Below are 25,080 nucleotides of genomic sequence, written 5' to 3' on the forward strand. Positions count from 1 at the left end.
TTGCTCGCGCACTCGACCCAAGGGGTTTCCTCCTCATGAACGCTCTTCGCCTCCGCCGCGCCGCCGTCGCCGTGGCAGCCGCGGCAGCGCTGCCCTTCTCCCTGGCGGCCTGCTCGGACTCCGGCTCGGACACCAAGGCCGAGGCCGGCTCCGAGGCCTCGACGCCGGCGGCCCCGGAGAACGCGCCCTCGACCGGGACGGACATGGCCGCCGACGGTCCGTTCGGCCCGGCCTGCGCCACGGTGCCGAAGGACGGCGCCGGCTCCTTCGACGGGATGGCGAAGGACCCCGTCGCCACGGCCGCCTCGAACAACCCGGCGCTGTCCACGCTCGTGGCCGCCGTCAAGCAGGCCGGCCTGGTGGACACCCTCAACAACGCCCAGAACATCACGGTGTTCGCCCCCACCAACGACGCCTTCGCCAAGATCCCCAAGGCCGACCTGGACAAGGTGCTGGCCGACAAGGAGCAGCTCACCAAGATCCTCACCTACCACGTGGTGGGCCAGAAGCTGACGCCGAAGCAGCTGGAGAGCGGTTCCTTCGAGACCCTGCAGAAGGGCATGCTCACCACGGAGGGTGCGGGCGAGGCGTACACCGTCAACGACTCCTCGAAGGTCGTCTGCGGCAACGTCCCCACGGCCAACGCCACCGTGTACATCGTCGACACCGTCCTGATGCCCAAGTAAGGGCGAGCCGGGGAGCCGGGAGCCGGAGCGGGCACTCAAGGGGAGGGGGGGGCCGTCGCCACGTGACATCACGTGGCGGCGGGCCCCGCCGCGCCTGTGCCGGGTGACGCCCCGGGGTCCTGCGGCGCCCCCCCCGGACGCGCCTCCCGACAGACGCGCCATGGCTCGTACGAATGACCGGTTTCCCCCGCACGTGCGCATCGGCGGTCCAGCGGGGTGAGGCCGCGTGCCGTCCGCGGCCCCGGTGCCGTTGCCCTGGTGTGAGTACCGCAAGCAGCTTCACGGCATCCAAGGCGCTGCTCTCGCGGACGCCGGGACCGGCCGGTGCCCGGGGAGGCCGTCCCGCTTCCGGGGGAGTCGTACGGTCACACTTACGAAGGTGACGCCGTCGCGCCGGGATCGTTGGCCGGTCATGCTGCTGTCCCGTCACGTCATCACCGGCACCGCGATATCGGCCGACCGCCCCGCCCGGGAGGACGCCGAGGCGGCGCTCGTCGAGAACTATCCGCGGCTCGTCCGCCTCGCCTACCTGATCCTGCCGCCGACGCTCGGCCGCCACCGCCGGGTCCTGACCGCCCACGCGCTCGTACAGAGGACGCTCGGGGAATCCGCCGGCCGCCCCCGCCCGGCGCGACCCCGCCCCGAGCCGGTGCCGGCTCCGAAGCCCCTCGGCTCCGAACCCGCCCCGCCCCAGGTGCCGACAGCCGAGCCGCCCCGGCCCCGACCCCCGCTCGGCGAGGTACCCCCGCCCCCGGCACCGCTCGCCCAGCCTTCCCCGCCCCCTTTCCCCGGGGCCTCTGACCGCCCGGCCCCGGCGTCCCCCGACCGCTCCATCCCGGCCCCGGCGTCCCCCGACCGCTCCATCCCGGCCCCGGCGTCCTCCGACCCCCCGACCCCGCCCCCGGCGCTTCTCCCCGGCGGGCGTGGTGGCGAGCGGGCCGCGTACTCCTGGCTGCGGGAGACCGTCGTACGGGCCGCGCTGCGTCCGCCGCGTCGGTTCGCTCCGGCCGTCAGGCTGCCGCTCGTCCTGGGGCTGCGGCTCTTCCCCCGCGCCGGGGGCTCCGACGAGCTCGCCCTCGACCGCGCGTTGGCGGGCGCCGTGCCCGGGACGCGTGCCGCGCTCGCCCTGCGTACGCTCGAACGCCTTCCCGAGGAAGCGGTCGGCCCTCTGCTCGCCCGGGCGGGCCTCGCGGAACCCGATGTGGCCCTGCGCGCCGCCGAGTTGCTCGCCGCCACGTCGGGGGCCGACATCGCGACGCTTCTCGGCAGCGCGGAGTTCGACCCGTGCACCGTCCACACCCGCCCCACCGACCTGCTGCGCCGCCACCGGCGCGAGCGGCTCGCGGCCCTCGCGGGGGCGGTGCTCCTCGTCACGACGGCGGCGGTGACGACGGTCGAACTCCGCTCGGGGAACGAACCGGGAGGCCGGGCCACCGGCTCGGTGACCGCCCTCTCGGCCGCGGCCCTGGCCCGGGCCCTCGACCCCGCCGCGCTGGTGCGCGCGCCCGCCGAACGCTGGGCCGACATCTCGCGCGTCGACTTCACCGCCTGGCCGGCACGGGGGACGAGAACGGGAGACACGGCCCTGCTGCGGCGCGCCCTGGACGCCTGGTCCCGCGGCGGGGACGCCGAGGTGCGGCTTTCGGCGACGCCCGGCACGCCCACGTCACCGCCCGCCGAACCACCCCGTCTCCTCTACGCGGGAACGGTCGACGGCACCGTCGTGGTGCTTCTCCACGACGGGCGCAGACTCGCCCGGTACGCCGCCTCCGTCGACGGGCGCGGCCCCGCCGTCCTGGACCTCGCGCGCGTGGACGACGCCGACGTCACCACGGCCGCGGCCGTGGTGCTCACCCGCACGCCGGGCCAGGCGCGGTACCTCCTCGCGCCGTGGATCGCGGAGGCGGCGGTACGGGACCTCCGCACGCCCGGGTCCGCCGCCCGCCCCCTGGAGGTCACTCCGGAGGGCCTCACCGCGGCCGTCCCGTACGAGGGGGCGGGCGGGTGCGCCGGGGTGACCGCGCTCCAGCTCACCTCCTCCGCCCGGATCGTCGAGGACCACGCCTTCCTGCTGGCGGACCTGGGGGAGCTGACCCCCGTGCATCTGACCTGGACACCCGGGCCGGGCACGGGCGCCCCGGCGCGGGCACCGCGCGAGGCCACGGGTGAACGGGGACTCGCGGCCTGGGCGCCGGCCGCCTGTTGGCTCGCGGCCCTGCACGGCACGGGCGTTCGCTCGGTCAACCGCTGGGAGTACGCGGAGCAGCCACTGCCCGAGCGCGCGGGGCGGGCCCTGTGGGTCTGCTCGCGCGTGGACACCTGGGAGGGCAGCGGCCGGATCTCCGTCTCCCTGACGGCACCGGCCGACCGGGCGGGAACCGAGCCGCGTACCGTGACGGAACTCCCGGACACGGCGGCGTGCAGCCGCTTCGGCCAGCACGTCCTGGCCGGCGCGTACCGGACAGCGCCCTCGGGCACGCGGTACTTCCTCGCCGCGGGCAGCCGCCGTCTGACCGGCGTCACCGCCGACGGAGCCGTCACCGCCAGGACCCGCGGCCCGGTGCTGTCGACCGCGGCAGACGCTGCGGACGGTCCGGTACGCCTCACGGGGAGCCTCCCCGACGGGTCCGCCATCCTCGGCTGGACGACTCCGACCGGGCGGACGGCGACCCCCTGACATCCACGATCGGGAACGCGACGGTGGACGATGCTCCGCTGGATGCCGCTCACGGCCGGTTCTCCCTCATGAGCCGGTCCAGAGTCCGCCGCCCCCGGGCGATGAACTCGGCATCGTCGTGCTCCGGGCCCCAGGCAAGGCAGTTGACCGCGTCCAGAGCGGTCGGCCCAGCACTGCACGGCCGCGGGCACGGGTTTCGTCTGCGTACATCCTGTGGACCCGAGCGGTGACGGGGGCGGTCAGCGGTCCTGGGACAGTTCCAGCAGCTCGGCGAAGGTTCCACCGCCATGGGCGAGGTCGTCGTACGGGCCTTGTTCGGTGATCCGGCCGTGTTCCATCACGATGACGTGATCGGCGATCCTGGTGTTCTCCAGGCGGTGCGTGACCACGATCGTGATGCGGTCGGAGGAGACGGCCTTGATCTGCTCGAAGATCTGGTGTTCGCCGCGCGGGTCCATCTGCGAGGTGGGTTCGTCGAGGATCAGCAGTTCCGGTCGGCGGTACAGCCCCCTGGAGCATGCGGCGCGCTGCCACTCGCCGCCGGAGAGTTCGGTCCCGCCGAAGATGTCCCGGGCGAGGAGGGTGTCGAGACCCGCGGGGAGGTCTTCGACGGCGTCGCGCAGACCGACCGCGTCGATGGCCTCCCACACCGGGGCGTCGTCGTGGGTGCGGGGCTGGCCGAGGGTGACGTTCTCACGGACGCGCAGCGGCCACTGCGCGAAGATCTGCGGCACCAGACCGGTGTGCGCCCACACGGTGGCGGGGACCACCCCGGCGAGATCGGTGCCGTTCCATGTGACCGTGCCCTTGTCCGGCAGGTAGATCCCGGTCAGCAGACGGGTGAGGGTGCTCTTCCCAGATCCGTTCGCACCCACGATCGCGAGGATCTGGCCGCGCCGCAGGGTCAGGGAGACGCCGTCGACGGCGGGTCTGTCCTTGCCCGGGTACCGGTAGACGACCTGGTCCAGGCGGATCTCGTCGACCGGGGCGGTGAGAAGGTGGGGACCACGCCTGGGGGCGCGGGCGGCGGCGTCGTCGAGGAAGGTCTGCATGTCGCCCAGGTAGAGGCTGGTGTGGAAGACGGCGGCGCCGTTGACGACGACCTGGGAGAGGGCGGCGAGTGTGGTCTGCACGGCGATGACGGCCGTCGCCGCGACCGCGAGGTCGATCCGGCCGGACACGGCCAGCCATGCCAGAGCGCCCCACGTCGCCATCAGGAAGGCGCCACCGGCCAGGGCGGACAGCAGGGCGATCCGCAGGGTCCGTGGCGCGGCGGCCAGGGTACGGCGGTCGCACCGGTCGGACAGGGTCCGGTACCAGTGGACGAGGTAGTCGGTCATCGAGTTCGCACGGACCTCGTCGCTGTACTTCGACTCGGTCGCCCACCAGCGCATCATGCCGCGGACGTTGCGGTCGGCGATGTTGCCGTAGTGGATCTCGTAGTCGACCCGCGCGCTCAGGACAGCCCCGACACCGGCCGGGAGGACAGCGAGCAGGAGCAGCGGCAGCATCAGCGGGTTCAGCACCGTCAGAACGCCTCCTGCGGTGACCATACGGATGACCGCGGACACGAGGCGCTGCGCGTCGGTCACCATCACGCTGGTGCGCATCACCCCCATCTCGGCCGCCTCGCGTCGGTCCGAGAACCCGTCCTCCGCGTACGCCACCGCCTCCACCCGGCACACCGCCTCGACCAGCGCCGAGTCCGTCTCCGTCGTCAGCCGCGGCGTGATCCGCCGCTCGGCGTACGAGGCCGCCGCCCCCGCCGTACGAGCCAGCGCGGCGGCGAGCGCCACCACCAGCAGCGCCGGCAGCGCGCCACGCAGCCGGTCCCCGGCGGCGCCGGCGCCGAGGACGGGTTCCATGGCGCGGGCGGTTGCGGTCAACAGCACGGCGGCCGAGACGCCCGTGACCAGTTGGCAGCCGACGAGCAGCTGAACGGCCCGCCGGTCGATCCGCCACGACAGGCGCGCGATCCGGCCCAGGACGGCGGGGATCTGCGCGCACATGCGCCGGAAGGAGACCTCGGCGAGCGGATTGATGGCGTACTGCCCGCCATAGGTGATCTCCGCGGGCGGAGGAGGCGGAGGCGGGGTCTTCTGCTGCGCGTTCATGGGCGTCGAGGTCAACGGCGGGTCCTCCTGGACGGTCGTGCGGAACTGTCGTGAGGTTCAACGACCACGCCGAGATATCGAACTGGTGTTTTTCGGTCTCGGCTGGATCCCGAGATTCAGCGCGTGTCGGAGTGTGGGCAGTGCATCGATCCGCTTCCCGCAACGGGGGCGCGGGGTGCAGCAGTTGGCCGAAACGCCGACGGCAGTGCCTTCGGCGCGGGGGCGCACGTTGGAGCACAACGACCTGCGGCCGACTTGGCAGTGCGCCCCCTGCCCCTGTGCGCCTTCGCTGGATCCGATTCGTGGTGATCACTGATTCCGGCATCTCTGATGCCCGCGATGTGAGCGCCGAGCAGATCCTCGGCACTACGGCCACCACCACGACGGCTGACGCCCGCGTCGGCGCGGCCGGCGGGAGGTTCGGGCGTCCGCCGCGATCCGCGCGACTCGCACGGCGGGGGAGGAAGTCCTCCCTGCTGCTCGCCGCGCGCTTCGCGCACCCACGCCTCGATCAGGTGGGAAGCCGGAGAGGCCGTCGTGACCTGGTCCGATGGCTCGTCCACTCCTCGCCGGCGATCACCCTCGGTTACTATGTTCCCTTCATGCCGGAAGCCGGCAGCAAGGGCCGCGGCACCATCGACGGTCCGTTGGGGGAGCGGGGAGACCGGCTCGTCGGCCGAGACTCCCCGGACTCTCCCCGTCGCCGTCGACCGGTGATTCCTGCCTCCACGCTCCGGAGAAATCGTCCGTGGAGGGTGAGGCTGAAGAGATGGGTGGCCTGGGAAAGTGTTGGAAGAGGTCGTAGCGACCCGCTATGTCACGCCCCTGCGTGAGGGCGGTTCGCTCCCCGGGATCGTCGAGGCCGACGATCTCGGCACGTACGTCATGAAGTTCACCGGTGCCGGGCAGGGCCGCAAGACGCTGGTCGCCGAGGTCGTCTGCGGGCAGCTCGCCCGCAGGCTCGGACTGCGGGTGCCGGAGCTCGTCACCATCCAGCTCGACCCGGTCATCGGGCTCTCCGAACCCGACCAGGAGGTGCAGGAGCTGCTGAAGGCGAGCGGCGGGCTCAACCTCGGGATGGACTTTCTGCCCGGATCGCTGGGCTTCGACCCGCTGGCGTACGAGGTGGACCCCGTCGAGGCCGGAAAGGTCGTCTGGTTCGACGCCGTCATCAACAACGTCGACCGGTCCTGGCGCAACCCGAACATGCTCGTCTGGCACGGCGACCTGTGGCTCATCGACCACGGCGCCACCATGATCTGGCACCACAACTGGCCGGGCGCGCAGGCCTCCGCCGCCAAGCCGTACGACGCGTCCGACCACGCGCTCGCCCCCTTCTCGCCGGACGTCGCCGCCGCGGCCGCCGAACTCGCGCCGCTCGTCACCCGCGAGCTGCTCGACGCGGTGGCCGCCGACGTACCCGACGAGTGGCTCGTCGACGAGCCCGGTTTCGGCAGTACGGACGAGGTGCGCGCCGCCTACGTCGAGGCGCTGCTGCCCCGCGCCGCCACCATCCACGAGCGCATCACGCTCGGACCCCGCAGCGCGAGCCGGCCGCAGCGGCCGCCCGGCTGGCTCGCCGAGCGCCTCGCGCCCCGGCCGCACTCCACCGAGAAGGACAGCACCCCGTGACCGACCGCGATGTCTTCGAGTACGCGCTGCTGCGCGTGGTGCCGCGGGTCGAGCGCGGTGAGTTCGTCAACGCGGGGGTGGTCGTCTACTGCCGCGCCCGGTCCTTCGTCGCCGCCCGTACGCATCTGGACGAGGCGAAGCTCTCGGCGCTCGACCCGGCGGCCGACGTGACCGGCGTCCGGGCGGCGCTGCGTGCCGTCGAGGGGGTCTGTCTGGGGGGTGACGCCGCGGGCCAGGCCGCGCGGGACGACGCGGGCCGCCGCTTCCGCTGGCTGATCGCGCCGCGTTCCACGGTGGTCCAGCCGGGTCCCGTGCACACGGGCCTCACCGCCGACCCGGAGGCCGAGGTCGAACGGCTGCTCGACCTGCTCGTGCGCTGAGCGCGCGTCCCCGCTTCCCGGGCCGGGGGGCGGGAGTGAGCCGGTGCACCCGGTGGGCCGTTGACACCGGGTGCCAGGGCTTCTAGCGTCTCGTCTGCGGACGATACTAAGCGGTCGCTCATGTGCGGGACGCAGGAGCGGGTGACCGGTTCGGCCGCGACCAGGGACGATCCAAGGGCGAGGAGAACCAAGCATGTCCACCACCGAGCAGCGCGTAGCCGTCGTCACGGGTGCCGCACGGGGAATCGGCGCTGCCACCGCGCTCCGCCTCGCGGCCGAGGGCCGCGCCGTCGCCGTACTCGACCTCGACGAGGCGGCCTGCAAGGACACCGTCGAGAAGATCACCGCCGCGGGCGGTACCGCCCTCGCGGTCGGCTGCGACGTCTCCGACAGCGCCCAGGTCGAGGCCGCCGTCGCGCGGGTCGCCGCCGAGCTCGGCGCGCCCACGATCCTCGTCAACAACGCGGGTGTGCTCCGCGACAACCTGCTCTTCAAGATGTCCGAGGCGGACTGGGACCTCGTCATGAACGTGCACCTCAAGGGTGCCTTCCTGATGGCGAAGGCCTGCCAGAAGCACATGGTGGACGCGGGCTTCGGCCGGATCGTCTCGCTCTCCTCCTCCTCGGCACTCGGCAACCGCGGCCAGGCCAACTACGCGGCCGTCAAGGCCGGTCTCCAGGGCTTCACCAAGACCCTCGCCAAGGAGCTCGGCAAGTTCGGCATCACCGCCAACGCCGTCGCCCCGGGATTCATCGTCACCGAGATGACCGCGCAGACCGCCGAGCGCGTCGGCATGGGGTTCGAGGAGTTCCAGGCGGCCGCCGCTTCCGTGATCCCGGTGCAGCGGGTCGGCCACCCCGAGGACGTCGCCCACGCCATCGCCTTCTTCACCGGCGACGACGCGGGCTTCATCTCCGGCCAGGTCATGTACGTGGCCGGCGGCCCGCTCAACTGACGACCGGCAGCGAGAGGAGCAAGGCACACATGACCGCACAGGCACGGCCGGAGCTGTCCGGCAAGGTCGCCCTCGTCACCGGCGCGAGCCGGGGCATCGGTTACGGCATCGCCGAGGCGCTCGTCGCCCGCGGCGACCGGGTCGTCATCACCGGGCGCGGTGAGGAGGCCCTCAAGGAGGCCGTCGAGCGCCTCGGCGCCGACCGGGCGATCGGCGTCCCCGGCAAGGCCCATGACGAGGCCCACCAGGCCGCCGCCGTCGAGGCCGCGATGGACGGCTTCGGCCGAGTGGACTTCCTGATCAACAACGCGGGTACGAATCCGGTCTTCGGGCCGATCGCCGACCTCGACCTCGGGGTGGCGCGCAAGGTCTTCGAGACCAACGTGGTGTCCGCGCTCGGTTTCGCCCAGCGGACCTGGCACGCCTGGCAGAAGGACCACGGCGGAGCGATCGTGAACATCGCCTCGGTCGCCGGAGTCTCGGCCTCGCCCTTCATCGGTGCGTACGGCATGAGCAAGGCCGCGATGGTCAATCTCACCCTGCAATTGGCGCACGAATTCGCCCCGCTCGTGCGGGTCAATTCCATTGCCCCGGCCGTGGTGAAGACGAAATTCGCGCAGGCGCTGTACGAGGGCCGTGAGGCGGAGGCGGCCGCCGCCTATCCGCTCGGCCGCCTCGGCGAGCCCGAGGACATCGGCGGCGCCGCCGCCTTCCTGACCTCCTCGCAGTCGGAGTGGATCACCGGTCAGACGCTCGTCGTCGACGGCGGTATTTTCCTGAACGCCGGAGTAGGGTGACCGATAATCGGACACTTTCCGGTTTCGGTGTCCGGATTGCGCCCGGTTGAGTAATGAATGCCTCAAGTGCCCCGTCAGACTCGAACGTTGACCTGGCGGGGTGCTGCGGTATCGTCGGCCGACCCCTGGCTGAACGAGGAGCGTGCACGTGTTCAACCGGACCAGTCTGCAGGCCGCTGCAGCCCTTGTGTCCATATCCCTGGTGTCCGGATGCAGTGTCTTCTCGGACAGTGACTCCGCCGGGGATCAGAGGCTCGTCATCGGTACGACGAGTTCTCCCACCACGCTTGATCCGGCCGCCGCCTGGGACAATTCCTGGGAGCTTTTCCGGAATGTCTTCCAGACCCTGGTGAGTTTCCCGACGGGAAGTACCGTCCCGGCCTCGGACGCCGCCGACTGCAAGTTCTCGGACACCGCCAGCAGGGTCTTCGAGTGCAAGCTCGTCGAGGGCCTCACGTTCTCGAACGGGCACAAGCTGGACGCCAAGGCCGTGCAGTACTCGATCGAGCGCATCCGCACGATCAACCACAAGGGCGGCCCCAACGGGATGCTCGGCTCGCTCGACAAGATCGAGACCGTCGGCGACAGGACCGTCGTCTTCCGGCTGAACAAGTCGGACGCCACCTTCCCGTTCGTCCTCGCCACGCCGGCCATGTCCCTCGTGGACCCGGCCGACTACCCGGCCGACCAGCTCCGCACGGACGGCAAGGTCACCGGATCGGGGCCGTACGTCCTCGACTCGTACGCCGAGCGCGAGTCCGCGGAACTCACCAAGAACCCCACGTACAAGGGTTTCGCCGACCGTAAGAACGGCGGCGTGACCATCCGCTACTTCGACCAGTCCGACGCGATGGTCGCCGCGCTGAAGAAGAAGGAGATCGACGCCACCTACCGGGGCCTCACCGCCGAGGAGGTCGTCGCACTCCAGGAGGACAAGCCCGAGAACAAGGGCCTGCAGCTCGTCGAGTCGACCGGCGCCGACATCCGCTACCTCGTCTTCAACACCCAGGACGCCTCGGTCGCCAAGCCCGCCGTCCGCAAGGCCATCGCCCAGCTCGTCGACCGCGACGAACTGGTCAACAAGGTCTACCAGGGCACCGCCGAACCCCTGTACTCGATGGTGCCCAAGGGCATCGCGGCTCACACCACCAAGTTCTACGACCGCTTCGGCTCGCCGAGCGCCGCGAAGGCCAAGAAGCTCCTCCGCGACGCGGACATCACCGAACCCGTCGAGCTGACCTTCTGGTACACGACCGACCGCTACGGCTCCTCCACGGCCGCCGAGTTCAAGGAACTCAAGCGGCAGCTGGAGGAGTCCGGCCTCTTCAAGGTCACCGTGCAGGGCAAGCCCTGGAAGGAGTTCCAGGCGGGCTACCAGAAGGGCGACTACCCGGTCTTCGGGCGCGGCTGGTTCCCCGACTTCCCGGACCCGGACAACTTCGTCGCCCCCTTCATCGGCGCGGAGAACGTCCTCGGCACGCCCTACGTGAGCAACCGGATCACCGGCGAGCTCCTCCCGAAGTCCCGCCGCGAGAGCGATCGCGGGGCCGTCGCGGACGAGTTCGTCGAGGCCCAGGAGATCATGGTCCAGGACGTCCGGCTGCTGCCGCTGTGGCAGGGCAAGCTGTACATCGCGGCCCGTGAGGACATCGGCGGCGGCGAGGTCGCCCTCGACCCGCAGACGGTCATGCAGCTCTGGCAGCTGCACCGCCGGGCCAGCTGGTAGGAGACGGCCTGCGGGGGCCACTGTCAGTGGCCCCCGATAGGTTCGGGGACGGAGAAACAGGAACGTCCACCGGAGGTTGTTGACCGTGACCGACACCAGCATGCTGCCCGAGTCCTGGCGGGACGTCCTCGGTGAGGAGCTGCGCAAGCCGTACTTCGCGCAGCTCACCGAGTTCGTCGAGCAGGAGCGCGCCCGGGGGCCGGTCTTCCCTCCGAAGGACGAGGTCTTCGCCGCCCTCGACGCCACGCCGTACGACAAGGTGAAGGTACTGATCCTCGGTCAGGACCCCTACCACGGCGAGGGGCAGGGGCACGGCCTCTGCTTCTCGGTCCGGCCCGGGGTCAAGACCCCGCCCTCCCTGCGGAACATCTACAAGGAGATGCAGGCCGAGCTCGGCCACCCCGTCCCGGACAACGGCTATCTGATGCCGTGGGCCGAGCAGGGCGTCCTCCTGCTCAACGCCGTGCTGACGGTCCGCTCCGGCGAGGCGAACTCGCACAAGGGCAAGGGCTGGGAGAAGTTCACGGACGCGGTCATCACCGCCGTCGCCGCACGGCCCGACCCCGCCGTCTTCGTCCTCTGGGGCAACTACGCGCAGAAGAAGCTGCCGCTCATCGACGAGGAGCGGCACGTCGTCGTGAAGGGCGCCCACCCCTCGCCCCTCTCGGCGAAGAAGTTCTTCGGATCGCAGCCCTTCACCCAGATCGACGCGGCCGTCGCGGCCCAGGGACACGAGCCGATCGACTGGCGCATCCCCGACCTCGGCTGAGCCTCGCCCGGATCGGCGCCCGGTGCGGCTAGCGTCGACCCTCCCAGTGGGTGAGCGGTGGAGGCGCGGTGACCGAGCAGCGGCAGGTGTCGGACGACGGGGTCATGACGAGGATCGGGCAGGCGATGATGCTGCTCCACGGCGGCGACCGCGAGGAGGCCCGCAACCGCTTCGGTCTCCTGTGGCAGCAGATCGGCCCCGAAGGTGACCCCCTGCACCGCTGCACCCTCGCGCACTACATGGCGGACGCCCAGGACGACGTCGACACCGAGCTGGCCTGGGACCTCCGGGCCCTGAGCGCGGCCCAGGGCTTCGCGGAGGAGCGGCTCGCCGCCCACGGATCGGCCGTCGCGCTCCGGGCGCTGTACCCCTCGCTCCACCTCAACCTCGCCGCCGACTACGTGAAGCTCCAGCAGTTCGACGCCGCCCGCGTCCATCTGGACCGGGCCCGCACGGCTTCGGACCACCTGGACGACGACGGCTACGGGAACGGGGTGCGGGCCGCCATCGAGCGCCTGGAGCGACGACTCCGCGCGGAGTGACGAGAAGGCGGTGTGAGGAGAGCGCGGACGGTTCAGCGGCCGTACGCCCCGTGGCAGATCCTCGACGGATCGCTGCCGGGCGCCCAGCCCCCGTACCGCTCGCCCAGGGTGCAGACGTCCGCCCGCGACACGGGTGCCTCCTTCGGCAGTCCGGTCAGTTCCGGCAGACCGGGCAGCGCCGGCCGGGCGGGGACGCGCGGGCGCTCGTGGTCGCGTTCCCGCCCGCGCGGTACAACTTGGGGCGGCGCACCCCGGCCCGGGCCGGGGGCGCCGCCGCGCGCCTGCGTACGTCCGACGTGGGCACCGCGCGGGGCGCGGAGGACGGCGGGGGAGCGGGCAGCGCCGCTTCGAGGGCCTCGCGGGCCGGGCCCTCGACGATCTGCGGGGCCACGTCCTGGGTGGGGCGTACGGTCTCCGCTGCGGGTGCGGGAGCGGGCGCCGTCGGCGGGGCGTCCACCGAGACGCAGCCCGCGAGGGCGGCCACGGCCGCCCCGACCAGGATCTTCGCTGTGGTTCGGGTTCCATGCACCCGCGCAACTCTGCTGGTCCCGCGGTGATCTCCGCGTCCCTACCGGTGGGGAATGCCCCGCACGGGTGCCGCCGCGGGACCGGACTTGACCCGCTCAGTCCCCGGTCGTGCCGTCGATCCGCTCCCGGATGAGGTCCGCGTGGCCGTTGTGGCGGGCGTACTCCTCGATCATGTGGAGGTAGATCCAGCGGAGGTTGAAGGTCCGCCCGGTGCGGTGCTCGCCGGCGCCCAGGTCGTCGAGGCCGCGCGGCGCGGCCAGGGTGCGGGCGTGGGCGATCTCGGCCTGCCAGGTGGCGTGGGCCTCCTCGTAGGTGTCCTCGTCCGTGGTGTGGATGTCCCGGTCGCGGTCCTCGTCGGTCGAGTAGATCCACGGGACCTTCTCACCGGCCAGGACGCGGCGGAACCAGCCGCGCTCGACCTCGGCCATGTGGCGGACGAGGCCCAGAAGGTTGAGGTCGGAGGGAGGGGCGGAGGGCGTGCGCAGCTGGGCGTCGTCGAGCCCCTCGCACTTCTGCGCGAGGGTGGCGCGGTGGAAGTCGAGCCACTGCTCCAGTGCCTCGCGCTCGCCCGAAGTGGTGGACGGGTCGACGCGCGGCACGGATTCGGTGCGTTCGGTGGTCATGCGCGGCATCGTCCCCCATCGGCACCGGTCGTGCCACCGCATTCTCACCCCCCGGCGGGAGGGCTGCCGAGCATGCCCCTCAGCAACTCGTCGATGCCGGTGCGCAGTTCCGCGAGGCCGGGCACGGCGGAGTGGAAGGAGCCGACGGCGCAGGAGAACATCAGCCCTTCGGACCAGGCGATGAGGGAGAGCGCGTGCCGCTCCGGCTCCGTCGAGCCGGCGGCCGCCGTCATCGCGACCAACGGGCCGTGGAACACGGCTCCCGCGGCGTCGAAGAAGGCGCGGAGCTCGGGGCGGCGGGTGGCTTCGAGGGCCAGTTCGTAGCGGGAGACGAGCAGGGCGCGGTGGTCGGTGAGATAGCGGTGCAGGGCGTGGGCGAGGACGTCCGCGAGGACCCCGACGTCGACGCGGCCGTCACTGCCGCCACCGCCGCCCGGCAACGCGTCGGGGGTCAGGACCCGTTCCTCCAGCTGCACCTGACGTCGTACGGCCGTCTCCAGGAGGGCCTGCCGGGTGCGCGCGTGATTGGACGTCGAGCCCTGTGGCAACCCCGCCCGCTCGTCCACGGCGCGATGCGTGAGGCCGCGCATGCCGCGCTCGACGAGGAGGTCGAGGGCGGCGTCCCCGATCCGTTCGGCACGGGAGGGGGTCGGGGCGGCGGAGGTGCTCATGCGGGACAACCTACTACCCGGCCAACTACAGCTGTAGTACGTTCAGGGAGCCGGAGCACTACACCTGTAGTCTCCCGATCCGAGGAGTCCTCATGGAACAGCACCGCGCCGTCGTCGTCGGAGCAGGCATCGGCGGACTCACCGCCGCCGTCGCCCTCCACCGCGACGGCTGGCGGGTCACCGTCCTGGAACGCGCCGCCGACCTCGCCCCTGTCGGCGCCGGCATCGGCCTCGCCCCCAACGCCCAGCGCGCCCTGGACGTCATCGGCCTGGGCGACCGGGTCCGCGACCTCGCCGCCTGGCAGGGCGACGGCGGCATGCGCGCCCCCGACGGCCGCTGGCTCGCCCGTACGAACGCCGAGGCCGCCGCCGCGCGCTTCGGCGGGCCGCTGGTCCTCCTCCACCGCGCGACCCTCGTCGACATCCTCACCTCCGCCCTCCCCGAGGGAACCGTCCGCACCGCGGCCGCGGCCTCCCTCGTCGACCCCGGCGACGACCACCGCCCCGCCCGCGTCGCTACCCCCCACGGCGAGACCGAGGCCGAACTCGTCGTCGGCGCCGACGGCATCCGCTCGGCGCTGCGACACGCGCTCTTCCCCGAGCACCCCGGCACCCGGTACGCGGGCTGCACCACCTGGCGGGTCGTCGTACCCGCCCCCGCGCGGCCCTTCGCCCCGCACGAGACCTGGGGAGCCGGACGACTCTGGGGCACCCAGCCCCTCAAGGACGGCCGGATCTACGCGTACGCCATGGCCACCGCCCCCGCCGGCGGCCGCGCCCCCGACGACGAGAAGGCCGAACTCCTGCGCCTCTTCGGCGACTGGCACCACCCCGTCCCCGAGATCCTCGCCGCCGTCGACCCCGCCCAGGTCCTGCGCCACGACGTCCACCACCTGCCCGACCCGCTGCCGGCCTTCCACCGCGGCCGGGTCGCCCTCCTGGGCGACGCGGCGCACGCGATGATGCCGAGCCTCGGCCAGGGCGGGAACCAGGCCATCGAGGACGCCGTCGTCCTCGCCCACCACGCCCGCTCCGCACCCGGCCACGCCCTCGCCGCCTACACCGCCGACCGCCTGCCGCGCACCACCGCCATCGTCCGCAAAGCCGCCCGGACCGGAGCGGTCACGATGCTCTCGGCCCGTCCCGCCGTCGCCCTGCGCTCCACGCTCGTCGGCGCCGTCGCCCGCTTCGGGCCCGGCCTCGTCCTGCGCGGCTTCGACGGCATCGCCGACTGGCACCCGCCGGTGGCCCACGCCCCCCGCGTAAGCTGACCAGCGCGAACGACCCGCGCGAGCGGGCCGCTGGACACGACAAGGGAGACCCCGTGAAGGTTGGCTGCATCGGACTCGGCGACATCGCGCAGAAGGCGTACCTCCCCGTCCTCGCCACCCTCCCCGGGGTCGAACTCCACCTCCAGACCCGCACCGCCACCACCCTCGACCGGGTCGCCGACACCCTCCACCTGCCGGACGCCCAGCGCCACCGCGACCTCGACTCGCTGCTCGCCGCCGGACTCGACGCGGCCTTCGTCCACGCGCCGACCGCCGTCCACGCCGAGATCGTCGGCCGCCTCCTCGAAGCGGGCGTCCCCACGTACGTCGACAAGCCCCTCGCCTACGAGTACGCCGAGTCCGAGCGGCTCGTGGAACTCGCCGAGAAGCGGTCGGTCTCCCTCACCGTCGGCTTCAACCGGCGCCTCGCGCCCTCCTACGCCCAGTGCGTCGAGCACCCGCGCGAGCTGATCCTGCTGCAGAAGAACCGGGTGGGCCTGCCCGAGGACCCCCGCACGCTCGTCCTCGACGACTTCATCCACGTCGTCGACACCCTGCGGTTCCTGCTCCCGGGCGAGGTCGAGCACGTCGACGTACGGGCCCGGGTCCGCGACGGGCTCATGCACCACGTCGTGCTCCAGCTCTCCGGCGACGGCTTCACCGCCATCGGCATGATGAACCGGATGAACGGCTCCACCGAGGAGATCCTGGAGGTCTCGGGCCAGGACACCAAGCGCCAGGTCCTCAACCTGGCCGACGTCGTCGACCACAAGGGCCAGCCCACCCTGCGACGGCGCGGCGACTGGGTGCCGGTGGCCCGCCAGCGCGGCATCGAGCAGGCCGTCCTCGTCTTCCTCGACGCCGTACGCGATGGGCGGGTCCTCAGCGCCCGGGACGCCCTCCTCACCCACGACCTGTGCGAGCGCGTCGTACGCGAGGCCCTGGCCCAGGCCTCCTGAAGGCCCGCGCGCCCTCGGCGGCGCACACCGCCCCCACCACGACGAGCGCACCGTACGACGGCCAGTCGCCCCACCGGACGTAGCCCGTCGTCGTCACCGCGCGCGGCAGTTCGCGGACGGCGACGGCGCTCGCGTCCGTACCGAGGACAGGCCCGATCCGGCGCCCGTCCGGACCGTACGCGGCACTGACACCGGTGAGCGTCGCGTGGACGATTGGCCGGCCCGTCTCCGCCGCCCGCAGCGCGGCCAGGGAGGCGTGCTGCGCCGGCGCCCAGCTCTCCTGGAAGGTGCTGGTCGCCGACTGGACGACCAGCAGCCCGGCACCGTCCCTCACGAGGCGCCGGCTCATGTCGGGGAAGGCGGACTCGAAACAGATCAGCGGCCCGACCCGCAGGCCCCGGGCCGCGTCGGAGCCGGACGCGGGCAGCGTCATCACGACCGGCGCCGTACCCCGCCGCCGGTCCTCCCGCGCCGCCTTGCCGACCGAGGTGACCCAGCCCAGGACCTCACGTGCCGGGACGTACTCGCCGAAGGGCACGAGCCGCATCTTGTCGTAGCGCTCTCCCGCGAGCCCCGCGGGCACGACCAGGACGGCGCTCTTGAAGATGCCCGGCCGGTCGGCGCGGCGGGCGTCCACGTTCACCAGGAGCGGCGCGTCGACCGCCCGCGCCAGGGCGGCCAGCCGGGCGGCGAGTTCGGGACGCCCCGCCGGATCGACGCCCACACCGCTCTCGCCCCAGACGACGAGGTCGAGCCGCTGCCCCGCGAGCGACCGGGTCAGCTCCTCGGCCCGGGCCAGCCGCCGCTCCGGAGCGTCAGGACCGCCGTACACCCCCGGCTGTACCAGGGCCACCCGCACCGTCCCGCGCTCGCCCGGCGCACCGACGCCCCAGGCGGCCGTGCCCGCGACCAGCGCGCAGACCGTGAGCCCCGCGACCCCGACGGCCCGCCGCCCCGGCACCGTGACGAGCAGGACCACGGCGGTGTTGACCGCCACCACGAGCAGGCTCACCAGCCAGACCCCGCCGACCGAGGCGAGCCGCAGCGCCGCAGGCACCTCCCACTGGCTCGCCCCGAGCAGCCCCCACGGACCGCCGAGACCCTCCCAGGAACGGACCAGCTCGATCAGCAGCCAGCCGGACGGCACCGCGAGCAGCGCCGCGGCGGCCCGTGAAGACGAGGGCGCGCCGCCGAGCAGCGACCGTACGAGCCGGCCCCACGGCAGCCACAGCACACCCACCAGCGCGGCGAGCGGCAGCAGGAAGACGTGCAGGCTGGGCAGCAGCCAATGGTGGACGGCGAGCACGAAACCGGCACCGCCCAGCCAGCCGTCGAGGCCGGCACGGCGCGCCCCCGGAGCCGTACGGATCAGGAGCAGCCACGGGACGAGCGAGAGATACGCCCACCACCACAGGCCGGGGGCCGGGAAGGCCAGCGCGGGCAGCGCACCACAGCCGACGGCGCACAGGGAACGGGCGACCCCGCGCCGCCGTCGCGCCCGGTCGTGGTCCGAGCCACCGCGCGGCCGGGCCGGGCCCCGGCGCGGCCCGGAACCCTCACCCTCGGTCCGGGTCCGGCCGCGCTCCCGTTCCCGCGCCCGCTCCCGGCTCCCGAACGGAATCCGCATGGCATGCCTCCCGCCCTCGCCTTCAGTGTCGGGCGTGACGGAGCGGGGCGCGGCCCACGGGACCCGGGAGTTCGGCCCGGCCCGAAGGATCCACGGCGCGGGCGGGCTCACGGGTGCCGGCGCCAGCGTTCGTCGACGACGACCGAGCGCAGACGCCAGCCTTCGGCGGTCCGCAGGGCCGTGAACGCGTAGCGCCCGCCGCAGACGAAGTCCTCGCCGGAGGCGAACCGCATGGGGTTGACGTAGTCGGCACGGACGTCGGCCGCGTCACCCGCTTCCGGATACCCGGGCGGCTCCCGGAAGCTGACCCGCCGGTTCACGATGAGGTGCTGGCGTACGGGAAAGAGCGTCATCGTCTCCGCGAGCCAGCCGGCCACCTCGGCGGCCGGCCCCTCGATCCCGCCCGACCCCCGGTAGTCGGCCCGGCCGTCCGGGACGAACAGCTCCCGGTACGCGCTCCAGTCGGCGTCGTCCACGGCTGCCGCGTACCCGGTGATCAGGTCGTCGACGGCGATTCGGTCCATCACGGTCGCGAGGTCCACGCGCTGCGTCATCGGCTCAGTGTCGGGCAGCGGGCGCTCGGGGCCAAGAGGCGTGCGGGGTCCGCGCGGCCGTGGCGGGGAAGCGGGACGGCACCGGGGCGCGGGAGCCCTGGGCTGACGTTCGGTCAGTCGGCGGACTCGCCCGCGTGGGGGCTCAGGACGTCCGTGCCGACCAGGAAGAAGAGCAGGATGCCGAGGAGGATGCGGTAGATCACGAAGGGCATGAAGCTCTTGGTGGTGATGAACTTCATGAACCACGCGATCACCGCGTAGCCGACGACGAAGGCGATGATCGTGGCGAAGATCGTCGGCCCCCAGGAGACATGGCCCTCACCCGCGTCCTTCAGCTCGAAGACGCCGGAGGCGAGGACCGCCGGGATCGCGAGGAGGAAGGAGTAGCGGGCGGCCGCCTCGCGGGTGTAGCCCATGAGCAGGCCGCCCGAGATCGTCGCGCCCGAGCGCGAGACGCCCGGGATGAGGGCCATCGCCTGGCAGAGGCCGAAGATCAGGCCGTCCTTCACGCCGAGCTCTTTGAGCGTCTTGCGCTCGCGGACCACCCGGTGACGGCCGCCGGCCTCGTCGCGCGCGGCCAGCCGGTCCGCGATGCCGAGGACGACGCCCATGACGATCAGCGTGGTGGCGATCAGCCGCAGGTCGCGGAAGGGGCCCTCGATCTGGTCCTTGAACGTGACGCCGAGGACACCGATCGGGATCGAGCCCACGATCACCAGCCAGCCCATCTGGGCGTCGTGGTCCGAGCGCATCGCCTTGTTCGTGAGGGAGCGGGACCAGGCCGAGACGATCCGGGCGATGTCCTTGCGGAAGTAGATCAGGACCGCTGTCTCCGTGCCGATCTGGGTGATCGCGGTGAAGGCCGCGCCCGGGTCGTGCCAGCCGGCGAACGCCGCGGTGAGCCGGAGGTGCGCGCTGGAGGAGATGGGAAGGAACTCCGTCAGCCCCTGGACGAGTCCGAGGATGAACGATTCGAACCAACTCATGGGGCTAGGGCCGTCCCGTTATGTACGTGTGCGGTCAGAAGGTCGTGCGCAGCGTACCGTCCCGAGGTGAATCGCCCGTGCTCAGGCCTCCTGAGGGTCCGTCGGACCCGCCTGCCGTCCGACAGCCCGGTGTCCGGAGGTGCGCGCCGAAGATCTCGCCGTCGCCAGGGCGCCGCCCCGAGGGACCCCCTGTCGAGGCGCTCTGCCCGATCGTCAGCGGGCGATGCCCACCGGCTCGGGCTCCGGCGCGCCGTCCGGCGCCGTGGAGGGAACCGGGTTCCGCGCGGGGGCCCGCAGGGCGTGGCGCTTGCGCCAGGCCACCACCGCCGCGGCCAGACCGGACAGGACGATGAAGCCCGCGGAGAAGAGGAAGGCCGGCGAGCCCGGCTCACCGGCCTGGGCACCCGCCACCACGTACGCCGCCGTGTTCGGCACCGAGCCCATCGCCGTCGCGAGGAGGAACGGCGCGTACCCCATCCGGGAGACCGCGGCGCAGTAGTTGGCCGCCGCGAACGGCACCCCGGGGAACAACCGGATCGCCAGCATCGAACGGAATCCGTGCCGGCTCAGCTGGCCGTCCGCCGCCGTCAGCCAGCGGCCCCGCACCAGCGGCCGCAGCGCGTCCTGCCCGAGGAGCCGCCCGAGGGTGAACGCGATCCCGGCGCCCAGGACCGTCCCCGCGATCGCCGACGTCAGACCCGCGGCGGAACCGAACAGCGCGCCCGCCGCCAGATTGAGCACCGGCCGCGGCACGAACGCCGCCGTGCACACCCCGTACCCGAGGCCGAAGAGCAGCACCGCCCCGGCGCCGCTCGTCCGTGGCGGCCAGCCCGATGAGAGGAACCGCTGCGGCTCGTACAACACCACGAGGGCCGCCGCCGTGAGCAGCAGCAGGGCGAGCAGGGAGAGCCGCGCGCGGGGCGAGAGCAGAACCCGGGAGCAGCGGACGGCGAGGGAGCCCGGCGGCCGGGGCACGGGAGCGAGCATTCGGGGAGACTAACGGACGCGTCCGTATGATCGCCGTAATGTGCGTCATGTCCGTCCGGACCGGGGAGCCCGGCGATCCGTGCGGCATGTCCGTCCGGTCCGGGGAGTTCGGTGGCCCGTGTGGCATGTCCGGCCGGGGACTCGGCACCCGCGCCGTCCTGTTCCGTTCGGATCCGGAGCTGGACGCCCCACGGCAGGGAGACCCATGACCGACATCACGCCGCCGGACGACGGCCTCGCCGACGGGCCCCGCAGCGCCCTCGCCGACACCGTGCTCGCTCGGCTCACCAGCGTCTACCCGCCCGCCGGAAACCCTTTCCGGGCGCAGGAGATGGTCGCGTACATGAAGGGCGTCGCCCCCTTCCTCGGCGTGCGCACCCCCGAGCGCCGGGCCCTGTCCCGTACCGTCCTCGACGGCGTCCCGGTCCCCGACGAGGACGACTGCGCCGCCGTCGCCCTGCGCTGTTTCGCACTGCCCGAGCGCGAGTACCACTACTTCGCCGTCGACTACCTCCGCCGCCATGTGAGGCGCTGCTCCTCCGGTTTCCTGCCCGTGGCCTGCCGGCTCGTCACCACCGTCCCGTGGTGGGACACCGTCGACCACCTCGCCGCCCATGTCGTCGGCGGTCTCGTCGCGGCCGACCCGGCCCTGGGCGACCGCATGGACGAGTGGATCGAGGACGAGGACCCGTGGGTGGCGCGCACCGCGCTCCTCCACCAGCTCCGCTTCAAGGGGGCCACGGACGCCGACCGGCTCTTCGCCCACTGTCTGCGCCGGGCGCCGGACACCGACTTCTTCCTCCGCAAGGCCATCGGCTGGGCCCTGCGCGAATACGCCAAGACCGCCCCCGACGAGGTCCGCGCCTTCGTCACCGCGCACACCACCCGTCTCGCTCCCCTCTCCACCCGCGAGGCCCTCAAGCACCTCTGAGCCCTCAAGCACCTCCGAGCCCCCAAGCACCTCCGAGCCGCCGGCCCCGGCAGGCCGGCCGACTCGCTCCGTCCCCACCCCCGGCACAATGACCACGTGAACGAGCAGATCCCCGTCATCCGCGAGGTCGACCAGGGCACCGCGCGCCTCATGCCCGATGTGGACCGGGAGCGGGCCTGGCTCCTGACGGTCGACGGCGCGCCCCAGTCGTACGTCGACCTCGACGACCCGGCGTACCTGGAGTTCGAGTACGCGCGCCGGCTCGCCCACGTCGTCGACGGCGCCGCCGCCGACGGGACGCCGCTCGACGTCCTGCACCTGGGCGGCGGGGCGCTCTCCCTGCCCCGGTACGTCGCCGCCACCCGGCCCGGGTCACGCCAGGACGTCGTGGAGGCGGACCGGGGACTGCTCGCGCTCGTCGCGGAACACCTGCCGCTGCCCCCGGGCTCCGGGATCACCGTGCACGCCGCCGACGCCAGGCGGTGGCTGGAGACGGCCCCCGCGGCCTCGGCCGACCTGGTCGTCGGAGACGTCTTCGGCGGCTCGCGGGTGCCCGCCCACCTCACGTCCGTCGAGTACGCGCGCGAGGTCCGGCGCGTCCTGCGAGCCGACGGGATCTACGCCGCCAACCTGGCCGACGGGGCGCCCTTCGCGTTCCTCCGCTCCCAGCTCGCCACCTTCGCCGCCGTCTTCCCCGAGCTCGCCCTGGTCGCCGAACCGTCCGTACTGCGGGGCCGCCGCTTCGGGAACGCGGTCCTGGTCGCCTCCGGCCGGGAGATCGACGTCGCGCACCTCGCGCGCCGGGCCGCGGCCGACGCCTTCCCCGCGCGCGTGGAGCACGGGAAGACGCTCGTCCGGCTCACGGGAGCCGCGGAACCGGTCCTCGACGCGGGAGCCGTACCCTCACCCGTCCCGCCGGACGGCGCCTTCGGGATCGGCTGAGGCGGACCCGGAACCGGAACCTGGCGCAGGCGCGGGCACATGGGCCGGGCCCGGTACGGGCGCGGGGACAGGAGCCGGGCCCGGGATCTCCTTCGTGTGCGGACGCCGGGTCAGATTCCGTACGTCCGGCACCACCAGGACCAGGGCCGTGACGAGGACCATGAGCGCCGCCGCGCCCCACAGCGCCTCGCTCCGGCCGAACGCGCTCTCCGCCGGGCCCGCCAGCGCCGTCGTCAGCGGCAGCAGGGCGGTCGAGCCGAACCAGTCGTAGGCCGAGACCCGGGACAGCTTCTCCTCCGGGATCTCCTGGTGCAGGGCCGTCATCCACGAGACGCCGAAGACCTCGATGGCAACGCCGCTCACGAACATGGCGGTCGCGAGCCCCACCGCGTCGAGGGGGACGGCGAGCGCCGCCGACGGCAGGGCGATCGGGAACACGCACAGCGTCCCGACGAACAGCATCCGCCGCGGCCTCCACCGCGCCATCAGGACGGCGCCCGCGAGGGTCCCCACGCCGTACGCGGCGAGCGCGAGACCCCAGGGTCGCGCGCCGCCCAGGTCGGCGCGGGCGACCAGCGGCCCGTACACCGACTCGACGGCCCCGATCAGCCCCACCACCACGGAGAACTGGGCGACGATCGACCAGAGCCAGGGCCGGCCGACGAACTCGTGCCAGCCCTCCCGGAGATCGGCGAAGAGGCCGCCGCCCGGAGCCCGCTCGGGGATGCCGCTCACGTCGAGGAAGGCGCGCAGCCCGGCCGCGACGGCGAAGGCGACCGCGTCGATCAGCAGCACCCAGCCGGGTCCGACGAAGGCGACGAGGGCGCCGCCGAGCGCGGCGCCGCCGATGGTCGCGCTGTGCATGGCCATCCGGTAGACGGCGAAGGCACGGCTCGCCTGTTCGCCGCTGACGCTGGACAGCAGCATGCCCTCCGCCGCAGGGTTGAAGAACGCCTGGCCGGTGCCGCAGAGCGCGGTGAGCACCATCATCTGCCAGATGCGGGCCTCGCCGGCGAGGACGAGGGCGGCGAAGACGGCCTGTGAGACGCAGTTGAGGGCGTTGGCGGCGACCATCACCCGGTGCCGGGGCACCCGGTCGGCGACGGCGCCGCCGATCAGCAGGAAGAGGACGAGCGGCAGGAAGCGCGCCATCGCCACGAGCCCCACGTCGCCCGCGCCTCCGTCGGCTTCGAAGACCGCCCACGTCGTGGCGATCAGGGCGCCGTGCGTGCCGAGGTTGGTCACGATCGTGGCGGCGGTGAGGAGGACGTAGTTGCGGCCGGCCCACTCGGGGCGGCGGGAACCGAGCGGGGTGCGGCGGGCGGCGGCGGGACTGGTCACCCCGGGACTATCCCCGCTGACCTGCCCCGATGCCAAGCCGTTATCGGTGGACCCGACCCGCTGCCCGAGCCCCGACCCGGCTGCCGGGCCCGTCGGCATCCACGCCGCTCCCTGGCTGCCCGGCCCGAGTCGCCGTCCGGTTCGGCGGACCGGTCCCTCGGCCGGTCCGCCGAACCGGCGGGTCAGGACTCCGGTGCCAGGCGGACCGTCGAGAGGATCTGCCGGATGGTGGCGTCGGGCAGTTCGCCCGTGACCCCGTCGACCGCGTAGAGCACCCAGGTCGTGAAGTCGCCCGCGGCGTTCTTGAAGGTGAAGGCGATCGACTTGCCGTCGGTCTCGCACTTGTTGCGCTTCTTGACGCCCGGGGCCGTGGCGGTCGCCATGCTGCCGGTGAGCCCGGAGGCCGTCTTGTAGGGAACGGCCTTGGTGATCTTGATGGTGTTCTTGGGCATGTGCTGCGCGTAGCCGCCCCACACCCACGAACCGGCCTCGCCGTACGCCGCGTCCGCGGTGTTCTTGGCGCCCTGGCCGCCCTTGGTGCCCGCGGTGCTCAGGCCCCAGGTCTCGGGGGTGCCGTTCTTGTCGACGTCGTACGTGCACCACTCGCTCTTGAGGCGGGTCGGTGACGTCATCGTCATCAGAGGGCTGCCGTCGTTCTTCTTCTCGTCCTCGAACGCGGTGATCATCCCCGACTTCATCACCTCCCACTCCGGCGGTACGTCGAAGAGGGTGTTGTACTTCGGGTTGTAGACGACCTTCCAGCCGGGGATCGTCGGCTGATGGGCGGCGCCGTCGCGTGGGTTGGCGATCGACGGGGTGCCGCTCGGGTCCGTCGACGGGCTCGCCGGCGCGGAGGGCGGTGCGGACGGGTTCGTGCCGTCGGCGGTCGGCTGCTTCTCGTCGTCCTTGCCGAGCACCAGGAAGCCGGTGACACCGGCCGCGACGACCACGGCGAGGGCGGCGACGATCGCCACCAGCGTCGTCTGCTTCTTCTTCCCGCCGTCGGGACCGCCGGGCACACCCGGGCCGGGCACCGCGTACTGCTGCGGCACGGTCGGCTGCTGGTACGGGTTCGGCAGGCCGTAACCGGGCTGCTGTCCGTACCCCTGCTGCGGGTGCCCCGGCTGCGCCGGCGGCTGTTGCGGGTAGCCGGGCTGTGTCGGCGGCTGCTGGTACCCGGGCTGGGCCGGCGGCTGCTGATACGGGTTCGGCTGCTGGTACCCCGACTGCTGGTAGGGGTTCTGATTCTGGTCCTGCGGGTTCTGCTCGCCCCCGGGCGGCTGCTGTCCTGGCCACATGGCCAGTAACCATAGAGGTGCCCGGGTCCCGCGACCACGCCCGCCCCGGCACCGGGGGACCGCCGGGGTATGGCCAAGGGTGCT

General features: G+C 72.9%; 23 protein-coding genes. 13 read left to right on the forward strand and 10 right to left on the reverse strand.

What is annotated here, in order from left to right; translation table 11 throughout:
* The first annotated feature begins 35 nt into the window (after nt 1–35).
* Both ACFWV2_RS13495 and ACFWV2_RS13500 read left to right on the forward strand, forming a co-directional pair.
* The gene (locus tag ACFWV2_RS13495; RefSeq protein WP_384405139.1) at nt 36–686 is read left to right on the forward strand and encodes a fasciclin domain-containing protein; all 651 of its coding nucleotides are present in this window, start codon (nt 36–38) and stop codon (nt 684–686) included.
* Between the two features lie 412 nt (nt 687–1,098).
* Entirely contained in the window at nt 1,099–3,363 is a 2,265-nt protein-coding gene (locus ACFWV2_RS13500) for a hypothetical protein (protein WP_384405140.1), read from the forward strand.
* A gap of 239 nt (nt 3,364–3,602) precedes the next feature.
* Here ACFWV2_RS13500 and ACFWV2_RS13505 read toward each other — a convergent pair whose 3' ends face one another.
* The gene (locus ACFWV2_RS13505; protein WP_384405331.1) at nt 3,603–5,477 is read right to left on the reverse strand and encodes an ATP-binding cassette domain-containing protein; all 1,875 of its coding nucleotides are present in this window, start codon (nt 5,475–5,477) and stop codon (nt 3,603–3,605) included.
* 789 nt (nt 5,478–6,266) lie between these two features.
* Between ACFWV2_RS13505 and ACFWV2_RS13510 the strand changes: the two genes are divergently transcribed.
* The 7 genes from ACFWV2_RS13510 (at nt 6,267) to ACFWV2_RS13540 (ending at nt 12,278) form a co-directional block, all read left to right on the forward strand.
* Nucleotides 6,267–7,109 carry a HipA family kinase gene (locus tag ACFWV2_RS13510; RefSeq protein ID WP_384405141.1) on the forward strand — a complete coding sequence of 281 codons (843 nt, stop codon included), beginning with the start codon at nt 6,267–6,269 and terminating at the stop codon, nt 7,107–7,109.
* Nucleotides 7,106–7,489 carry a DUF3037 domain-containing protein gene (locus ACFWV2_RS13515; protein ID WP_384405142.1) on the forward strand — a complete coding sequence of 128 codons (384 nt, stop codon included), beginning with the start codon at nt 7,106–7,108 and terminating at the stop codon, nt 7,487–7,489. Before ACFWV2_RS13510 ends, ACFWV2_RS13515 begins: the two co-directional genes overlap by 4 nt.
* A 193-nt stretch (nt 7,490–7,682) precedes the next feature.
* Nucleotides 7,683–8,444, forward strand: coding sequence for a 3-oxoacyl-ACP reductase FabG (fabG, locus tag ACFWV2_RS13520; protein ID WP_360791566.1), 762 nt, complete (start codon nt 7,683–7,685; stop codon nt 8,442–8,444).
* A gap of 29 nt (nt 8,445–8,473) precedes the next feature.
* Complete coding sequence (locus ACFWV2_RS13525) at nt 8,474–9,241, forward strand: SDR family oxidoreductase (protein ID WP_073816002.1); 768 nt, start codon at nt 8,474–8,476, stop codon at nt 9,239–9,241.
* A 148-nt stretch (nt 9,242–9,389) separates the two neighbouring features.
* Complete coding sequence (locus ACFWV2_RS13530; RefSeq protein ID WP_384405143.1) at nt 9,390–10,967, forward strand: ABC transporter substrate-binding protein; 1,578 nt, start codon at nt 9,390–9,392, stop codon at nt 10,965–10,967.
* An 85-nt stretch (nt 10,968–11,052) separates the two neighbouring features.
* Entirely contained in the window at nt 11,053–11,736 is a 684-nt protein-coding gene (gene ung, locus ACFWV2_RS13535; RefSeq protein WP_384405144.1) for a uracil-DNA glycosylase, read from the forward strand.
* A 68-nt stretch (nt 11,737–11,804) separates the two neighbouring features.
* A complete protein-coding gene (locus ACFWV2_RS13540) occupies nt 11,805–12,278 on the forward strand; it encodes a hypothetical protein (RefSeq protein WP_384405145.1) in 474 nt (157 codons plus the stop codon).
* Between the two features lie 154 nt (nt 12,279–12,432).
* Here ACFWV2_RS13540 and ACFWV2_RS13545 read toward each other — a convergent pair whose 3' ends face one another.
* The 3 genes from ACFWV2_RS13545 to ACFWV2_RS13555 all read right to left on the reverse strand — a co-directional run bounded on the left by ACFWV2_RS13545 (nt 12,433) and on the right by ACFWV2_RS13555 (nt 14,109).
* On the reverse strand, nt 12,433–12,807 hold the full coding sequence (locus ACFWV2_RS13545) for a hypothetical protein (RefSeq protein ID WP_384405146.1): 375 nt from the start codon (nt 12,805–12,807) through the stop codon (nt 12,433–12,435).
* Between the two features lie 94 nt (nt 12,808–12,901).
* Complete coding sequence (locus tag ACFWV2_RS13550; protein WP_384405147.1) at nt 12,902–13,429, reverse strand: DinB family protein; 528 nt, start codon at nt 13,427–13,429, stop codon at nt 12,902–12,904.
* Nucleotides 13,430–13,473: 44 nt separating this feature from the next.
* Nucleotides 13,474–14,109, reverse strand: a complete 636-nt coding sequence (locus ACFWV2_RS13555) for a TetR/AcrR family transcriptional regulator (protein WP_384405148.1) — start codon at nt 14,107–14,109, stop codon at nt 13,474–13,476.
* 83 nt (nt 14,110–14,192) lie between these two features.
* Between ACFWV2_RS13555 and ACFWV2_RS13560 the strand changes: the two genes are divergently transcribed.
* Nucleotides 14,193–15,371, forward strand: coding sequence for an FAD-dependent monooxygenase (locus tag ACFWV2_RS13560; protein ID WP_384405149.1), 1,179 nt, complete (start codon nt 14,193–14,195; stop codon nt 15,369–15,371).
* Between the two features lie 53 nt (nt 15,372–15,424).
* On the forward strand, nt 15,425–16,330 hold the full coding sequence (locus tag ACFWV2_RS13565) for a Gfo/Idh/MocA family protein (RefSeq protein WP_384405150.1): 906 nt from the start codon (nt 15,425–15,427) through the stop codon (nt 16,328–16,330).
* Here the strand turns inward: ACFWV2_RS13565 and lnt are convergent.
* From lnt to ACFWV2_RS13585, 4 genes are all read right to left on the reverse strand, one after another.
* Nucleotides 16,275–17,957 carry an apolipoprotein N-acyltransferase gene (lnt, locus tag ACFWV2_RS13570; RefSeq protein ID WP_384405151.1) on the reverse strand — a complete coding sequence of 561 codons (1,683 nt, stop codon included), beginning with the start codon at nt 17,955–17,957 and terminating at the stop codon, nt 16,275–16,277. The two genes, ACFWV2_RS13565 and lnt, sit on opposite strands and share 56 nt — an antisense overlap.
* A 107-nt stretch (nt 17,958–18,064) precedes the next feature.
* Nucleotides 18,065–18,511, reverse strand: a complete 447-nt coding sequence (locus ACFWV2_RS13575; protein ID WP_384405152.1) for a nuclear transport factor 2 family protein — start codon at nt 18,509–18,511, stop codon at nt 18,065–18,067.
* Nucleotides 18,512–18,624: 113 nt separating this feature from the next.
* Entirely contained in the window at nt 18,625–19,497 is an 873-nt protein-coding gene (locus ACFWV2_RS13580; RefSeq protein WP_360791536.1) for an undecaprenyl-diphosphate phosphatase, read from the reverse strand.
* Between the two features lie 213 nt (nt 19,498–19,710).
* Nucleotides 19,711–20,484, reverse strand: coding sequence for a TVP38/TMEM64 family protein (locus ACFWV2_RS13585; protein ID WP_384405153.1), 774 nt, complete (start codon nt 20,482–20,484; stop codon nt 19,711–19,713).
* A gap of 205 nt (nt 20,485–20,689) precedes the next feature.
* On the opposite strand from ACFWV2_RS13585, the gene ACFWV2_RS13590 reads away from it, so the two are divergent.
* On the forward strand, nt 20,690–21,415 hold the full coding sequence (locus ACFWV2_RS13590; protein ID WP_384405154.1) for a DNA alkylation repair protein: 726 nt from the start codon (nt 20,690–20,692) through the stop codon (nt 21,413–21,415).
* 96 nt (nt 21,416–21,511) lie between these two features.
* Nucleotides 21,512–22,357: a spermidine synthase gene (locus tag ACFWV2_RS13595; RefSeq protein ID WP_384405155.1), complete on the forward strand. Its 846-nt coding sequence runs from the start codon at nt 21,512–21,514 to the stop codon at nt 22,355–22,357.
* On the opposite strand, the gene ACFWV2_RS13600 is transcribed toward ACFWV2_RS13595, so the two are convergent.
* Entirely contained in the window at nt 22,319–23,698 is a 1,380-nt protein-coding gene (locus ACFWV2_RS13600; RefSeq protein ID WP_384405156.1) for an MFS transporter, read from the reverse strand. The genes ACFWV2_RS13595 and ACFWV2_RS13600 overlap by 39 nt on opposite strands.
* A gap of 182 nt (nt 23,699–23,880) precedes the next feature.
* Complete coding sequence (locus ACFWV2_RS13605; protein WP_384405157.1) at nt 23,881–24,996, reverse strand: hypothetical protein; 1,116 nt, start codon at nt 24,994–24,996, stop codon at nt 23,881–23,883.
* Nucleotides 24,997–25,080: the final 84 nt, after the last annotated feature.

Source organism: Streptomyces sp. NPDC058671 (genome assembly GCF_042716475.1).
Lineage (GTDB): Bacteria > Actinomycetota > Actinomycetes > Streptomycetales > Streptomycetaceae > Streptomyces.

Excerpts from the sequence above, each read along its gene's own strand:
- ACFWV2_RS13500 (WP_384405140.1), top strand. The coding sequence starts at position 1,099 with ATGCTGCTGTCCCGTCACGTCATCACCGGCACCGCGATATCGGCCGAC.
- ACFWV2_RS13580 (WP_360791536.1), bottom strand. The coding sequence starts at position 19,497 with ATGAGTTGGTTCGAATCGTTCATCCTCGGACTCGTCCAGGGGCTGACG.
- fabG (WP_360791566.1), top strand. The coding sequence starts at position 7,683 with ATGTCCACCACCGAGCAGCGCGTAGCCGTCGTCACGGGTGCCGCACGG.
- ACFWV2_RS13575 (WP_384405152.1), bottom strand. The coding sequence starts at position 18,511 with ATGACGCAGCGCGTGGACCTCGCGACCGTGATGGACCGAATCGCCGTC.
- ACFWV2_RS13590 (WP_384405154.1), top strand. The coding sequence starts at position 20,690 with ATGACCGACATCACGCCGCCGGACGACGGCCTCGCCGACGGGCCCCGC.
- ACFWV2_RS13605 (WP_384405157.1), bottom strand. The coding sequence starts at position 24,996 with ATGTGGCCAGGACAGCAGCCGCCCGGGGGCGAGCAGAACCCGCAGGAC.
- ACFWV2_RS13525 (WP_073816002.1), top strand. The coding sequence starts at position 8,474 with ATGACCGCACAGGCACGGCCGGAGCTGTCCGGCAAGGTCGCCCTCGTC.
- ACFWV2_RS13585 (WP_384405153.1), bottom strand. The coding sequence starts at position 20,484 with ATGCTCGCTCCCGTGCCCCGGCCGCCGGGCTCCCTCGCCGTCCGCTGC.
- ACFWV2_RS13560 (WP_384405149.1), top strand. The coding sequence starts at position 14,193 with ATGGAACAGCACCGCGCCGTCGTCGTCGGAGCAGGCATCGGCGGACTC.
- ACFWV2_RS13495 (WP_384405139.1), top strand. The coding sequence starts at position 36 with ATGAACGCTCTTCGCCTCCGCCGCGCCGCCGTCGCCGTGGCAGCCGCG.
- lnt (WP_384405151.1), bottom strand. The coding sequence starts at position 17,957 with ATGCGGATTCCGTTCGGGAGCCGGGAGCGGGCGCGGGAACGGGAGCGC.
- ACFWV2_RS13550 (WP_384405147.1), bottom strand. The coding sequence starts at position 13,429 with ATGACCACCGAACGCACCGAATCCGTGCCGCGCGTCGACCCGTCCACC.
- ACFWV2_RS13505 (WP_384405331.1), bottom strand. The coding sequence starts at position 5,477 with ATGAACGCGCAGCAGAAGACCCCGCCTCCGCCTCCTCCGCCCGCGGAG.